14 protein-coding genes are annotated in these 14,825 nt (G+C 69.3%); 5 read left to right on the top strand and 9 right to left on the bottom strand.

Translation table 11 applies throughout. The features are described from left to right. Positions 1–111 precede the first annotated feature (111 nt). The 5 genes from WH85_RS48230 to WH85_RS28375 all read left to right on the top strand — a co-directional run bounded on the left by WH85_RS48230 (position 112) and on the right by WH85_RS28375 (position 6,744). Positions 112–2,820 (top strand): carboxypeptidase regulatory-like domain-containing protein, encoded by a 2,709-nt coding sequence (locus tag WH85_RS48230; RefSeq protein ID WP_063775552.1) that lies wholly within the window; start codon positions 112–114, stop codon positions 2,818–2,820. A gap of 24 nt (positions 2,821–2,844) precedes the next feature. After that, positions 2,845–3,870: a LacI family DNA-binding transcriptional regulator gene (locus WH85_RS28390; RefSeq protein ID WP_083449316.1), complete on the top strand. Its 1,026-nt coding sequence runs from the start codon at positions 2,845–2,847 to the stop codon at positions 3,868–3,870. Between the two features lie 248 nt (positions 3,871–4,118). Beyond that, positions 4,119–5,177 (top strand): Gfo/Idh/MocA family protein, encoded by a 1,059-nt coding sequence (locus WH85_RS28385; protein ID WP_045745087.1) that lies wholly within the window; start codon positions 4,119–4,121, stop codon positions 5,175–5,177. After that, positions 5,177–6,073: a DUF6807 domain-containing protein gene (locus WH85_RS28380; protein ID WP_045745130.1), complete on the top strand. Its 897-nt coding sequence runs from the start codon at positions 5,177–5,179 to the stop codon at positions 6,071–6,073. The genes WH85_RS28385 and WH85_RS28380 overlap by 1 nt, the downstream gene beginning before the upstream one ends. A gap of 23 nt (positions 6,074–6,096) precedes the next feature. Next, positions 6,097–6,744: a cupin domain-containing protein gene (locus WH85_RS28375; protein ID WP_211275467.1), complete on the top strand. Its 648-nt coding sequence runs from the start codon at positions 6,097–6,099 to the stop codon at positions 6,742–6,744. Between the two features lie 85 nt (positions 6,745–6,829). Here WH85_RS28375 and WH85_RS28370 read toward each other — a convergent pair whose 3' ends face one another. The 9 genes from WH85_RS28370 to WH85_RS51715 form a co-directional block, all read right to left on the bottom strand. Further along, entirely contained in the window at positions 6,830–7,276 is a 447-nt protein-coding gene (locus WH85_RS28370; RefSeq protein ID WP_045745085.1) for a GNAT family N-acetyltransferase, read from the bottom strand. A gap of 52 nt (positions 7,277–7,328) precedes the next feature. Then, complete coding sequence (locus WH85_RS28365) at positions 7,329–8,384, bottom strand: SMP-30/gluconolactonase/LRE family protein (RefSeq protein ID WP_045745129.1); 1,056 nt, start codon at positions 8,382–8,384, stop codon at positions 7,329–7,331. A 24-nt stretch (positions 8,385–8,408) separates the two neighbouring features. Next, complete coding sequence (gene manD / locus WH85_RS28360; protein WP_045745084.1) at positions 8,409–9,617, bottom strand: D-mannonate dehydratase ManD; 1,209 nt, start codon at positions 9,615–9,617, stop codon at positions 8,409–8,411. Continuing rightward, positions 9,614–10,447 carry an ABC transporter permease gene (locus WH85_RS28355; protein WP_045745083.1) on the bottom strand — a complete coding sequence of 278 codons (834 nt, stop codon included), beginning with the start codon at positions 10,445–10,447 and terminating at the stop codon, positions 9,614–9,616. The genes manD and WH85_RS28355 overlap by 4 nt, the downstream gene beginning before the upstream one ends. Next, positions 10,444–11,325 (bottom strand): ABC transporter permease, encoded by an 882-nt coding sequence (locus tag WH85_RS28350; RefSeq protein WP_045745082.1) that lies wholly within the window; start codon positions 11,323–11,325, stop codon positions 10,444–10,446. Before WH85_RS28350 ends, WH85_RS28355 begins: the two co-directional genes overlap by 4 nt. Beyond that, positions 11,322–12,350: an ABC transporter ATP-binding protein gene (locus WH85_RS28345; RefSeq protein ID WP_045745081.1), complete on the bottom strand. Its 1,029-nt coding sequence runs from the start codon at positions 12,348–12,350 to the stop codon at positions 11,322–11,324. Before WH85_RS28345 ends, WH85_RS28350 begins: the two co-directional genes overlap by 4 nt. Next, a complete protein-coding gene (locus WH85_RS28340; protein ID WP_045745080.1) occupies positions 12,347–13,543 on the bottom strand; it encodes an extracellular solute-binding protein in 1,197 nt (398 codons plus the stop codon). The genes WH85_RS28345 and WH85_RS28340 overlap by 4 nt, the downstream gene beginning before the upstream one ends. Before the next feature lie 12 nt (positions 13,544–13,555). After that, positions 13,556–14,527 carry a LacI family DNA-binding transcriptional regulator gene (locus WH85_RS28335; protein ID WP_245674127.1) on the bottom strand — a complete coding sequence of 324 codons (972 nt, stop codon included), beginning with the start codon at positions 14,525–14,527 and terminating at the stop codon, positions 13,556–13,558. Positions 14,528–14,576: 49 nt separating this feature from the next. Next, positions 14,577–14,825: hypothetical protein (locus WH85_RS51715; protein WP_045745078.1), on the bottom strand; the 249-nt coding region annotated here is incomplete at its 5' end.

The following is a 14,825-nucleotide window of genomic DNA, read 5'->3' as shown; positions in this document are numbered from 1 at the left end:
GACGCTCGTCGATGAGCCCCGCACAATCCGGAATACGTTTTCCCCACCTGTATCACCGGGGCGCGGGCCCGCCCGTGCTGTGCCACCCGGACGACAAGGAGTGGCACACCCATGTCCTGGAAAGCTCTCCTCGCGCTGGCGTTGACAGTCGCGATTCCGCAGACCCCGGTCCACCGTCCGGAGCACCGATCCGGCACGACCTACTACCTGGACGCCGGCACCGGTGACGACGCCGATTCCGGCCGTGGCCCGCGTTCCGCCTGGCGCACTCTCGACCGGGTCAACACCACGACCTTCCACCAGGGCGACCGGATTCTGCTGCGTTCCGGCCAGTCGTGGACTGGTCAGCTCTGGCCGAAGGGTTCGGGCGCCGCCGGCCGTCCGATCGTGGTGGACCGCTACGGGCCCGGCGCCAAACCCCGTATCGACGGGGCGGGCGTGGTCGCCGACGCCGTCCGCCTGTTCAATCAGGAACACTGGACGATTCGCAATCTGGAGATCACCAATGCGAATCCGCCCACCGGGATGCCCGGCGAGAATCTCCGGGACCTGCGCGGATTGCATGTCGGCGGCGACAACAGCCAGATCCTGGACGGTTTCGTCATCGACGCGGTCGACGTGCACGACGTCACCGGCGAGGTCAATTGGATCAGTGGTGATCCGGCGGAGAGCGAGCCGGGTATGAACAAGGGCACCGGCTGGGACCGGTCGAAGAGGACCGGCGGCATCGTGCTGGACACCACCGTTCCGGATCCGCTGGCGCCGCCGGAGACGCCCACGATTCTCAACGACGTGCTGGTGCAGAACTCCACGGTCCGGGACACGTCGTTCGCCGGGATCGTCGTCAAGCAGTACACCGGTGACAAGGCGGTTCCCACCGGATGGGGCACCCGGACCAGTGCGACGGATCCCGCTTTCGCCCCACACACCGACGTGACGATCAGGAACAACTTCATCACCCAGAGCGGGACCGCGTACGGCTGCAACGGTATTTATCTGACCGACGTCCGAGGCGCCGTGGTCGAACACAACGTCGTCCACCGCACCGGCACGTCCGGTATCGAGTCCTATTTCTCCGACGACGTGACGATCCAGTTCAACGAGGTGTACGAGACGACCGCCAAGGCCGGTGGCGCCGATTCCAACGGCATCGACCCGGACAAGGGCACCACCCGTCACCTGGTGCAGTACAACTACGTGCACCACAACGGCGACGGCATCCTGCTCTGCCAGTTCGTCTTCGGCGACGTGGTGGTCCGGGAGAACGTGATCGCGAGCAACAGCCGCCATCAGATCTATCTGCATTCCGACCGGGCCGCCCGCGCCCAGATCTACCACAACACCGTCCACAACGACCGGAGCAACTTTCTCATCTACGGGTACGGGAGTTCCCTCAACGCCACCTACGAGGTGCGGAACAACGTCCTGTCCACGACCCGTCCCGGCGCGGTGCTGACGACGAGTCCCACCATCACGTACGACGCGAATCTCTACAGTGATGCCGCCGTACCCGGTGACGCGCGGGCGATCGTCGCCGATCCGCTGTTCCTGAATCCCGCCGTGACCGGACCTTATGGCACCGCCGCGTCGGGTCCCGAGCTGACCACCGCGCACGCTTTCCGGGTGCGTGCCGCGTCGCCCGCGATCGACACCGGAACGGCGATTCCCGACGACGGTGGCCGTGATTTCGCCGGTGTTCCGCGCGTCGATGATCGGGGCGCTTTCGAGTACGCGACACCGCCCGGCGCCACCACCGAGACCATCGCCGGTTTCGTCCGCGACCCGAACGGCGTCCCGCTGTCCGGCGCGGTGGTGGCCGTCGGCGCCCGGACGACGACGACCGCCGCCAACGGTTGGTACGCCCTCCCGGACGTTCCGTTCGCCGCCTCGGTGATCGTCACCGCCACGCGGGACGGCTACTCCACCGGGCAGGCGGACATCGCCGTCTCGGCCCGGCGCGCCACCCTGCATTTCACCCTCACGTCGACGAGCACTGTCGGCCGGATCAGCGGCCAGGTCCAGGACCAGACCGGGCAGCCCGTCGCCGGCGCCGTCATCACCGTCCAGGGTGCGGTGGCGGAGACCCGCAGCGCCGCCGACGGCACGTTCACCCTGGTGGACGTGCCGGTGGGCGACGACCACACGATCACCGCGACCCGGGACGGCCTGGCCCCGGCCACCCGTGACGGCCTGGATGTCACCGCCGCCACGACCACGCCGGCCGGCACCCTGATCCTGCTCGCCGACGTCCCGGACGAGCGTGATCTGCAGACCTTCGACGACCTGCCCGACGGTCCGCTGGCCACCGGCACCAACGGCCTGACCGTCAGCCACTCCGGCGGCGCGGTCGAGGTGGTCGGCGGCCACCTGCGTCTGACCCGGTCCGCCGACAGCGGTGGCACCAGTGTCGTGCGGGCCTTCGACCCGCCGCTGAAGGGGCTGGTGACGGTCGAGGGCCGGGTGATGCGCGACGACCCGTACGTCTCCGGCAACCACTGGTTCGGCGTCCCCTACCTGCGCGGCACGAGCGGCGTGAACGCGGTCAGTGTCGCCTTCGACCGGGGGAGGATCGTCGCCTACTCCGGGACCGGCACGGTAACCCTCGGCGATTACGAGCTCGGCCGCTGGTACCACGTCCAGTGTGTGGTGGACGTCGCCAACCGGCGTTTCGACCTGCTCGTCGACGGAACCACCGTGCTGAGCAGGGCGGCCCTGCGCGCCCCGATGGACGGGGTGGCCCAGGTCGAGTACTTCGCGAACAGTTCCAACTACGGTCAGGTGCACCTGGACGACTTCCGGGTCTATCAGGGACGCCGGTGAAGCGCCGGTAGAAGGAGGACGAGCGTGCCGCACCCAGCCAGGCCGACCGTGACCCTGCGGGAGGTGGCGGCCGCAGCCGGAGTCTCGGTGGCGACCGCCTCGCGGGTGCTCGGCGGCAGCTCACGTACGGTGGGCGGGGAGAACGCCCGCCGGGTGCTGGAGGCGGCCGCGGCCCTGCGGTACACCGTGGACGTGTCGGCGCGGGCCATGCGCCGTAAGAGCGACGCGATCGCCCTGGTCGCCGACGATCTGACCACGCCGTCGATCGCGCAGGTGGTGGCGGCGATGGAACGGCGGGCCCGGGCCGTCGACGCGTTCGTCACGGTGTCGGCGACCCGGGGTGATCCGGCCCGCCAGCTGGAGACGGTCCGGACCCTGTGCGCGTTCCGCCCGCGGGCGCTGGTCATCACCTCGAGCTGGACGGCGACCACCGCGTACGGCGCGCGGCTGGCCGAGGAGTTGTTCGCCTACGAACGGCGCGGCGGCCGGGTGGTGACCTACGGTGATCTGGACACGCCGTTCGACGCGATCGGGGTGGACGATCACGGGTCGGCCCGGCTGGTCGGCGAGCACCTGGCCGCCACCGGGCACCGGCGGATCGTGGTGCTCGGCGGGACCCGGGACCGGACGTTCGCGGCGGCGCGGGTCCGTGGCTTCACCGAGGGCCTGGGCGGCGGTGACGTGCGGGTCGTCGACTGCGAGGTGTCCCGCGAGGGCGGATACGCGGCGACCGCGCGCCTGATCGCCGCCGGGCTGGGGGAGACCGGCGCTCTGGTGGCGGTGAACGATCTGGTGGCGATCGGTGCGCTGTCCGCGTGCCGGGCGGCCGGGGTGGACGTGCCCGGCCGGCTGTCGGTGACCGGGTTCGACGACATCCCGCTCGCCGCGGACGTGACGCCCCGGCTGACCACGGTGGCCATCCCGTTCGCCGAGATCGGTGCCCGTTGCATCCAGCTCGCTCTGACTCCGGGCCGGGCGCCGGAGCGACAGAGGGTGACCGGCACGCTGGTGGTCCGGGACAGCACGTCGATGCGTTCCGGCGTCATCTGATCGAAACACTTGACCGTCCACGATGACGCGCGGCACACTGCGGAATACGTTTTCCATCGATGTCGGAGGGCACACCGGCATCGACTCTCATCGTGCTTCTTCGGCGCCGGCGACATCGAGAAGATCGTCAAGCGCTGGACCGAGGAGGTCCTGTTCAAGCGCCAGACGCCCGACCAGGCGGCCGCCGGGTTCATCAAGGAACTGCAGGCCGAGATCGACGCCGCTCAGATCGGCACCGGAGGAGTCACATGCATCGCGCGGCCATCGTCGGCACGGGCGCCATCGCCGCCGCCCACGCCCAGGCACTGTCCGACCACCGGGACCGGATCACGCTCACCTCCGTCGTCGATGTGGACGGCGCGCGGGCGCGTACCTTCGCCGACACCTGGCATGCGCCCGGCGTGGCGCCGAACCTGACCGCGCTGCTGGCCGGAGGCGGTCTTGACCTGGTGCATCTCTGCACGCCGCCGTCGACGCACGCGCCGCTCGCCCTGGAGTGCCTGCGGGCCGGGGTGAACGTGCTGCTGGAGAAGCCGCCGACGCTGTCGCTGGCCGAGATCGATCAGCTGGCGGCGGCGTCGGCGGAGACCGGCGCGCAGGTCGCCACGGTGTTTCAGCACCGGTTCGGCAGCGGCGCCGTGCGGCTGCGCGAGATGATCGCGAAAGGGGAGCTGGGCCGCTCCCTGCTCGCCACCTGCAACACCCTCTGGTATCGCGACGCCGCCTATTTCGCGGTGCCGTGGCGGGGGAAGTGGGAGACCGAGGGCGGCGGGCCGACCATGGGGCACGGCATTCACCAGTTCGACCTGTTGCTCTCGATTCTCGGGCCGTGGGAACAGGTGACCGCGGTGGCCGGCCGGCGTTCCCGGAAGGTGGATACCGAGGACGTCTCGATGGCGCTGGTGACGTTCGCCGACGGGACCCTCGCCTCGGTCGTCAACTCGGTGGTGTCGCCGCGGCAGACCTCCGCGCTGCGGTTCGATTTCGAGCGCGCGACCGTCGAACTCGAGCATCTCTACGGCTATCGCGACGCGGACTGGACGGTGACCCCGGCGCCCGGGGAGACGGTGCACTGGGAGGCGTCGTCGACCGTGACGAGTGGTCATGGCGGTCAGCTGACCGCGGTGCTGGACGCGCTGGACGGCGGTGGTGTGCTGCCGGTCGGCATCGAGGAGACACGACAGACGATGGAATTCGTGGCAGCGCTGTACGCGTCGGCGTTCACCGGTGCGCCGGTGCGGGCGGGGGAGATCGGGCCGGACAGCCCGTTCGCCGAGCGGATGGACGGGGAGGGAACGCCGTGGTGATGACGGGTCTCGATGTGGTGCACGCGGTGGGAAAGTCGGTCACGGTGTCGGCCGGTGACGTGGAGCTGTTCACCTACGTCTATCGTCCGGAGACTCCGCAGCTGGAGTCGCCGAAGCCCTATCTGCACCCGATCCGCACGCTGACCGGTGACGTGGTCTCGTTGTTCCGGCCGCACGACCACGTCTGGCACAAGGGGATCGCCTGGTCGTTGCCGTACGTCGGCGAACACAATTTCTGGGGTGGCCCGACGTATGTGCACGGCCAGTTCTACGTGCAGTTGGAGAACAATGGAAGCGCAATCCATGACGAAATCTCCGAAATCTCGGACAGGCGGATCGCTCACTCGCTGAACTGGATCTCCCAGCAGGGCGCCCCGGTGATCCGGGAGGAGCGGGCACTCGAACCGGCCCTGGTCGACGACGGCATCTGGACACTCGTCTTCGAGACGGCGATGACCAACGTCTCCGGCGCGACGCTGACGTTCGCCTCACCCACCACGAAAGGCCGGGAGAACGCCGGATACGGCGGACTGTTCTGGCGCGGTCCGCGTTCCTTCACCGACGGCGTCGTCCAGTCACCCGACGGTGTCGGCGCCGACGACCTGCGCGGCAAGCGCGCCGAGTGGTTCGCCTTCCGGGGGCGGCACGACGGCACCGGCACCGCGTCGACCGTGCTGATCGTCGACGACACCACCAATCCGCAGCACCCGCCGCAATGGTTCGCCCGCAGCGAGCAATTCGCCTGCCTCAATCCGGCGCCGTTCTTCAGCGAGGAACTCGACCTTCCGGACGGTGAGACACTGGCCTTCCGCTACGCCGTGGTGATCGCCGCCGGCGACCGGGGCGAATCCGGCACCGCGGCCCTCGCCGAGCACGGCCGGGCGGCGCTGTCGTGACGGTCTTCCCGGGTGGGACCTCGGTGACCAGGCTCTCCGTCTACGACGGCGTCTGCGCCGCGGACGGCCTGGCCGGAGGCACCCCGCACCTGCATCTGGCGTCCACCGAGGCGTACGCGGTGATCGGCGGTTCCGGCGAACTGCACACGCTCGACACCGCGGGACTGCGCCAGTCCCCGTTGCGGGCGGGCGACCTGATCTGGTTCAGCCCGGGTGTGATCCACCGGGCCGTCAACCACGGTGACCTGCAGGTCCTGGTGATCATGTCGAATGCGGGTCTCCCGGAGGCGGGCGACGCCGTGATGACCTTCCCGCCGGACGTCGTGACCGATCCTGATCGGTACCGCGAGGCTGTCGCGCTGCCCGTCCCGGAGCGCCGCGAACTGGCGGTGCGGGGTTTCCGCCGGCTGCTGTCCGACCCGGCGTTGCTGGAGGAGTTCTACGACCACGCGGTGGCCCTGGTCCGCCCGCGTGTCGCGGACTGGCACACCCTCTGGTCGGAGACGGCCGAGGTGGACGCCGCGCGGACCGCGTCGATCCTCACCGCCTTGGGCGCCGGCGACGGCTCCCACCTGCGCCGATCCTCGCTCCGCTCGGCCCCGCAGAGCTCGGAGGTGCGTTCCGGCATGTGCGGCCACCTGCGCACCCATGACGTCAGAAACCCCGGATAGGGTACGACCTACCGAAGTCCCGTGACTGATCGCGATCTTCCCGGTTGTCCGGCCCGTGCCGCCACCACCGGGCTGAGATCGCCGGTCAATCCAGCGGCTTCGCGAAACAGTTGGCGCCCACGTGATCGGTGTAGGGCTCGTACACCGGAATCGGCGTGTACCCGTGTTTCACATAGCGGGCGATCGCGTCGGGCTGACGATCCCCGGTGTGCAGGATGATCCGCGGCGCTCCCAACGAGACCGCCGTCGACTCGATCGCATCGAGCAGGGCCGAGGCCACGCCGCGACCACGCCACGCCGGCGTCACGTACATCCGCTTGATCTCGACGTCGGGCCCGTGGCGGCGCAGCGCGGCATGTCCCACGGGGGTGCCGTCCGGGGTGGTGGCCACGCCGATCCAGAGCATGTTCTCGCTGGTCACCACCATCGCCGGGCGGTCGAAGTAGCGTTCGCGCATCTCGACGCGCATGGCCTCGCGCAACGCCATGCCGTCCGGGTCGTCCCAGGTCGCCGACCGGATGTGAAAGCTCACGGGTATATCCTATTCGGTCCATGGGATAAGACCGTCGCCGCCGCGGCGACCCTCATTGCCCCTCGCGTGGGCTGGACCCCGACCGCCGTCGACGGCTGATCGCCGTGCCCAGCAGCGCCGCCGCGGCGAGCAGCACTCCACCGGCGACCAGCGCACCCGCCGGAACCCCGGTCGTCGAGGTCGCGGTGGTCGCCTGCGGGGCGGCTTTCCCGGCCGTCGGCGATGCGGCGGCCACGCCCGCGGAGGGCGACGGGGACGCGGAGTCGCTCGCGGGGAGGGGATAGGCGAGCAGGTCGCTCGGTGCGCCCTCCTGGCTCTCCGAGATGGTGAGCAGGGACTCGCCGTCGGGGGAGTAGGCCACCGACTCGCCCTGCGGCTCGTCCGGCAGCGGGATCTCGCGCGGCGTGTCCGAGGTGATCGCGCGGATCGGGTCGCCGTCCGGGACGTCGAACTCGAACGCGTCGGCGTAGGTGCGGATCACCACCCGGCGGCCGTCCGCGCTGGTGGCGGCGCCGGTGACGACCAGCCGGCCGACGAACGAGTACGGGTTGGCGGTGGTGGTGCCCGGAACGTCGAAGTCGCCGACGTGCCGCATCGGGGTGCTCCTCGTGGCGCTCAGCTTGCCGTCCGGACGGTACAGCCCGGCCCGCCCGGCGTCCTTGGTGATCACCACCGGGGTGCCGTCGGGCAGCGCGATCATGGCTTCGGCGTCGTGCGGGCCGTCCGGGTAGGTAAGCCGGAACAGTTTCGGGCTCTTGGCGCCCGGAGCCAGCCGCCACACGGCGATCGTCTCGCGGTTCTTGCCGTTGTCGCCGATGTCGCCCACCCACAGGGTGCCGTCGGCGGCGAGGGCCATGTCCTCGGTGTCGCGCGGGCGGGACGGGTAGGCGACAGTCTTGGTGACCTTGCATTTCTTCGACAGGTAGAAGATCCGGCGGCCGGCCGGGTCGTCGGCGCCGTCGTTGACCACGATGTACCCGCTGCTCGTGGCGACCATCCCGGAGATCTCCCGCAGCCGGTCGTCGTCGACGCGGCACACCGGCTGCGGCGCCCCGGTGGGAAGGGCCACCGTGGGAAGAGTCAACAGCGTGGTCACGAGCAGGGGCATCACGGGAGGAACACTATCGACCGGTCACCAGCTGTGCATGGTCCCGTCCTCCAGGCGGTTCACCGGCAACTGCGCCGGACTGTACGGGTAGCGTGCCGCCAGTTCCTCGTCGATGTCCACGCCCAGCCCGGGCTCCTCGGACGGGTGCAGATATCCGCGCTCGAACCGGTATCCGTGCGGAAAGACGAGATCGGTCTCCGGCGTGTGCCGCATGTACTCCTGCAGGCCGAAGTTGGGGATCGCGATGTCCACGTGCAGGGCCGCCGCCATGCACACCGGGGACAGATCGGTGGCGCCGTGCGAGCCGCTGCGCACGTGGTGGAGCGCCGCCAGGTCGAAGATGCGCCGCAGGTGGGTGATACCGCCCGCGTGTACGACGGTGGTCCGGATGTAGTCGATCAGCTGCGACGTGATCAGTTCCTGGCAGTCCCAGATCGTGTTGAAGACCTCGCCGACCGCCAGGGGAGTGGTGGTGTGCTGCCGGATCAGGCGGAAGCCCTCCTGCAGTTCGGCCGGCACCGGATCCTCGATCCAGGTCAGCGCGTACGGTTCGAGCGACTTGCCGAGCCGGGCCGCCTCGATCGGGGTGAGCCGGTGGTGCACGTCGTGGAGCAGCTTCAGCGTCGGCCCGAACTCCTTACGAACCTCGGCGAATACTTTGGGTACGTGGTGCAGGTAGTGCTCGGTCGACCAGACGTTCTCCGTCGGCAGCGCCGCGTCGGCGGGCTCGTAGAACATCTTGTCGTCGGAAACGCCATAGGTCGAGGAAAGACCGGGAATGCCGGTTTGCACCCGAACCGCGCGATAGCCGAGCGCAACATACGATGAAATCTCCGATAAAACGGTCTCTACGTCGACGGCGTTAGCGTGACCGTAAACAGTCACACCGGATCGCGAGCGTCCTCCTAAGAGCTGATAAAGGGGTAAACCAGCGACTTTTCCCTTGATATCCCACAAAGCCGTGTCGACAGCCGCGATGGCACTCATCGTCACCGGCCCACGTCGCCAATAAGCGCCCTTGTAGAGGAACTGCCAGGTGTCCTCGATCCGGGACGCGTCCCGCCCGATCAGCAACGGCACCACGTGCTCGGTCAGATAGGCGGCGACGGCCAGCTCCCGGCCGTTCAGCGTGGCGTCCCCGACCCCGCTCACCCCGTCCTCGGTGACGATCTTCAGGGTGACGAAGTTCCGTCCCGGACACGTCACGATCACCCGGACATCAGCGATCTTCATTCGGGGTCCTCCTTGACGCGGGCCACCAGCTGGGTGGGGTTGACGAAGCGCAGCGCGACGACCAGCAGGGTCAGCATCATCACGCAGTAGATGACCGCCATCGCGTCGACCGACTGCTGGGCCCGGATCCCGGCCGCCGACATCGAGTAGAAGAGCGCCACGACCAGGGTCTGCGAGTCCGGTCCGGCGGTCAGGAAGGTCAGCTCGAACATGCCGACGGTGCGGACCACCACCAGGATCGAGGCGGCGAGGATGCCGGGTACGAGCAGCGGCGCCAGGATCCGGGTGAAGACGTGCCGGGTTCCGGCCCCGCACATCCGGGCGGCCCGCTCCACCGTCGGATCGATCTGCTCGATGAACGGGGTCATGGTGAGGATGACGAACGGCACCGACGGCACCAGGTTCGCCAGCACCACACCGGACAGGTGACCGGCCAGGCCGTACTTGTAGAGGACGGTTGCCAGCGGGATCCCGTACGTGATCGGCGGCATCAGGATCGGCAGCAGGAACAGCAGGTAGAGCGCGCGGCTGCCGGGGAAGGAACGGCGGGCCAGCACGTACGCGGCGGGCACCCCGATCAGCACCGAGACGCCGGTGACCAGCGCACAGACGACCAGGGTCACGGTGAGGACGGGCAGCAGGGTGAACTCGTCCCAGGCCTGCGCGTACCACTGGGTGGTCCAGGCCTCGGGCAGCCACGAGTCGAACCAGCGCAACCCGACCGAGTTGACCACCACCGAGCCGATCACCCCGGCCAGGCCGACGAAGAAGATCGCCACGGTGCCCCAGACCAGCCAGGCGGCCGGGCTGGCGACTACAGCACGTTTCACCCTTTGCCTCCCGCGGTCGAGCCGGTGTAGAGCAGAGCCCGCAGTCCGAGCACCACACTGATCACCAGCAGTTCGACGGCGCCCATGATGATCGCGGCCGCGGACGCTCCGGCGTAGTCGTAGCGGACGTAGGCGGCCTCGTACGCGGCGATCGAGATGACCCGGGTGCTGCCGGACGGGTCGCCGACCAGGATCGCCGACGGGAAGACGCTGAACGCCAGCACGAACGTCAGGCAGAACGTGGTGGCCAGCCCCGGCGCGAGCAGCGGCAGGGTGATCCGGAGGAACCGCTGCCGCCAGCCGGCCCCGAGCGTCGCCGCGGCCCGTTCCAGGCTCGGGTCGATACCGGACAGGTAGGAGAGCACCAGCAGGAACGCGAACGGGAACCCGGTGATCACCAGGGACAGGAACACCCCGGTGTAGTTGTTGGTCAACCGCAGGGGAGTGTCGATCAGGCCGATCGTGGTCAGCAGGCGGTTGACCCAGCCGGCCGGCCCGAGGAAGTTCAGCAGGCCCTCGGCGGTCAGTACGGTCCCCAGCGTGATCGGCACGACCAGGATCGTGGTGAGCAGCCGCTTGCCGCGGAACCGGCCGCGCATCCGGTAGGCGATCGGCACCGAGGCGAGCACGTTGAGCAGGGCGGCCGGCAGCGCGATCGCCAGCGTCGTGGTGATGGTGTCGCGCTGGTACGCGTCGGTGAAGAACGCCTGGTAGGCGGCGAACGTCCCGCCCTGCGCCGGTTGCAGGGACACCGACATCCCGTACGCGAACGGATAGATGAACAGTGCGACCACGAAGACCGTGGCCGGCACGAGCAGCAGCAGTTGCCGGTCGATGCCCCGGTCGGCGAGCCGGTGACTGAGCGCGACGGTGGTCATGACGGGAAGATGAGCAGTCGGTCGGCCGGCAGACCGATTCTGACCTTGTCACCGGGTGCCAGCCGGCGGTCGGTGCGCAGGTGCAGCACCAGGCCGTCGTCGGTGCGGACCTCGGCGGCGATCTCCCGGCCCTGGTACTCGGCGACCTCCACGGTGGCGTCCAGCTCGCCGGTGAGCGTCACGTCCTCGGGACGGATCGCCGCCACGGCCGGCCCGCCGTCCTCGAGGGTGCCCACGGGCGTCCCTTTCACGCGTACCCCCTCGGTGTGGAAGAAGGCCGAGGAGAAACGGCCCGGCAGCAGATTGCGGAACCCGATGAAGTCGGCGACGTGCCGGTTGGCCGGGCGCGTGTGCACCTCCTCGGGGGTGCCGATCTGCTGGACACGGCCGTCGCGCAGCACCACCAGCCGGTCGGCCAGCGACAACGCCTCCTCCTGGTCGTGGGTGACATAGACGGTGGTCAGGCCCAGGCTCTGGTGCAGGCGGCGGATCTCGGTGCGCATCTCCAGCCGCAGTTTGGCGTCGAGGTTGGAGAGCGGCTCGTCCATCAGGACCAGCGACGGCTCGACCACCACCGCCCGCGCGATCGCCACCCGCTGCTGCTGGCCCCCGGAGAGCTGGCCGGGAAGCTTGCGCGCGTGTTCCTCGAGGTGCACGAGACGGATCGCCTCGGTGGTCCTGCGCCGTGCCTCGGCGCGCGGCACACCCCGCATCGAGAGTCCGAAAGAGATGTTCTTCTGGACGGACATGTGCGGGAACAGCGCGTAGTTCTGAAAGACCATCCCGAACCCGCGTTTCTCCGGGGGGAGCGTGTCGAGTCGGGTGTCGTCGCGCCAGATGCTGCCGCCGCTGAGCGGGAGCAGGCCGGCCAGGCAGTTGAGCGCGGTGGACTTGCCGCAGCCGGAGGGGCCGAGCAGGGCGATGAACTCGCCCCGGCGGATCTCCAGGGTCAGGTCGGTCAGGGCGTCGGCGCCCGCGAAACGCCGGGTCACGCCGTCCAGGCGCAGACGGTCGAAGCCGGTCACTTCGACACCTTCGAGCCGCCGATCTCCCTGTCCCAGCGGTCGAAGGCGGCGACCAGGGCCTTCGCGTCGAGCGGTGTCTCCAGCGGATTGTCCGCGATCAGCTGATCGTATTCGGGCCGGCCGAACTCGGTGATGGCCTGCCGGCTGTCCGCCGGAGCCATCGACAACGGGACGTCCCTGACTGCCGGGCCGGGGTAGAAGTAGCCCTTGTCGTACGCCTTGGCCTGCTGTTCCGGGGTGAGCATCCAGTTCAGCAGGGACAGCACGGCGGCCTGCTTGTCGACCGGGACGCCCTTCGGGATCACCGCGTAGTGCGCGTCGGTGACCCAGTGGAAGCCCGCCAGGGTGCCGACCTTCGCCTCCTTCGGCACGGTGCCGAGGACCCGCGGGTTGATGTCCCAGCCGGTCGTCGACGCGATGATCTTCGTGGACCCGTTGGCCAGGTTCTTCATCGTCTCGCTGGTGCTGGAGGGGTAGAGGGTGATGTATCTGTCGAGCTCCTTGAGGTACGCCCAGGTCTTCTCCCAGCCGTTGACCGGGTCCTTCGGGTCGCTGTCGCCGAGCAGGTACGGCAGGCCCATCAGGAACGTGCGGCCGGGGCCGGAGTTGGACGGCCGGGCGTACTGCACGGCGCCCGGGTCGGCCTTGGCGAAGTCGAGCAGGGCCTGCGCGTTCGCCGGCGGGGCCGGGACCTTCGCCGGGAGATACTCGATCAGCGGTCCGGACGGGTAGTAGGTGACCGTCACGCCGTTGCCGCCGGCCAGCTCCTGCATCGCGGCGGCGCCCTCGGAGTACGCGTTCATGCCGGTCAGCCGTGCGGCGTGGGTGGGCAGCAGCGGCAGCCACAGTCCCTGGTCGATGCCGGCGGCCAGGCCGTCCACGCCGGTGAGCACCAGATCCAGATCGACCCGGTTCGCGGCCTGCTGCGCCTTGATCTTGCCGACGAGTTCCGGCGCGGTGGACTTCGTGTAGGTGACCTTGCTGATCACGTCACCGTTCTTGGCCACGAAGTCGTCGATCATGCCCTGGGTCAGCTGGAGGTTGCCGGCCACGTCCAGGACGTTGAGGGTGACCGCGGCGGCGGGTTTGTCGGGGACGGGGCCGTCGGTCTTGGTGTTCGCGGCGTTGTTCTCGGGCGGGCTGCAGGCGGTGAGGAGGGTTAAGACGGCGATGGTGGCGGCTGTTCTGCGCATGACGGCTCTCCTCTAGACGAGGGGTGGTGGTCCGGTGGAAGCGCGTACTCTGAGCTGGGTTTCCGTCGTCTTTCGCGGCTTGTCCGCTTTGTTCGACATTTCGGCTAAAAGAAGTTCGACTCCGACGCGCCCGATCTGCTCCCTGGCGATGGCCACCGTGGTCAGGTCGACCAGCGCGGCGACCAGGATGTCGTCGAAGCCGACGATGCTGATCCGGCCCGGCACGTCGATGCCCCGGGCCTGGAACCGTTGCCGCAGGCCGAGCGCGATCAGGTCGTTGTAGGCGAGCACCGCGGTCGCCGGCGAGGCGGCCACCAGATCGGCCGCGGCCGCGCCGCCGTCCACGGTCGGCGTCACGTTGCCGATCTCGATCAGGGTCATGTCCCGGGTGGCGGTCGCGGCCCGCAGACCCCGCAGCCGGTCCCGGTTCGACCAGGAGGCGCGCGGGCCGGCCACGTACGCCACCCGGCGGTGCCCGAGCGCGTGCAGATGGGCGGCCGCCTGGCGCATCCCGTCGGCGTTGTCCGCGGTCACCGACGGGAACGGGGTGATCCGCCGGTTGAGCACCACCATCGGTTTGCGCCCGGCCAGTGCGCGCAGCTCCTCGTCGGCGGCCCGCGGCGAGCAGAGCAGCAGGCCGTCCACCTGCCGCGCCATCGCGGCGATCACCGGCGCCTCGACGGTCGGATCCTCGTCGGTGTCGCTGAACAGCACCGCGTGCTCGGCGCGGCGGGCCCGGGTCTGGATCGACTTGACGACATCCGGGAAGAACGGGTTCCCGAGGTCCGGCAGGATCACGCCGATGGTCCCGGTGCGGCCGGTGATCAGACTGCGGGCGGCCCGGTTGGGGTGGTAGTCGAGGTCCCGTGCGGCCCGCTCGACACGCTCCCGGGTCTCCGGTCTGACCTGGTCAGGGTGGGCCAGCGCCCGGCAGACCGAGGACTGTGAGACCCCGGCCAGACGCGCGACATCCTTGATCGTCACCGGCACGGCGACTCCCTGATCTTTCGACATCGATCGATCGGTTCGCCGGTCAGTCTGGAATCGGTTCCAGAAAGTTGTCAAGCGCGTACGGGCAGTCGCTTTTATAGTTGTCTCGGGTGGCGGTCTTGGCGCGATACATCGCGGCGTCCGAGGCCGTCACCCGGTACTCGCCGGCAAGCTCCAGCTGATCGCTATCGGTCGTCCACAGTCCGAGGCAACCGGCCAGGGCCGGCGTGGAACCCAGCCAGTCCAGAGCCCGCGGGTCATAGGTGTGCCGGCCGAGCAGCGCGATGCCGAG

This window comes from Actinoplanes rectilineatus, assembly GCF_000962825.1.
Lineage (GTDB): Bacteria > Actinomycetota > Actinomycetes > Mycobacteriales > Micromonosporaceae > Actinoplanes > Actinoplanes rectilineatus.
This window is presented reverse-complemented; position numbering and strand designations above follow the sequence as displayed.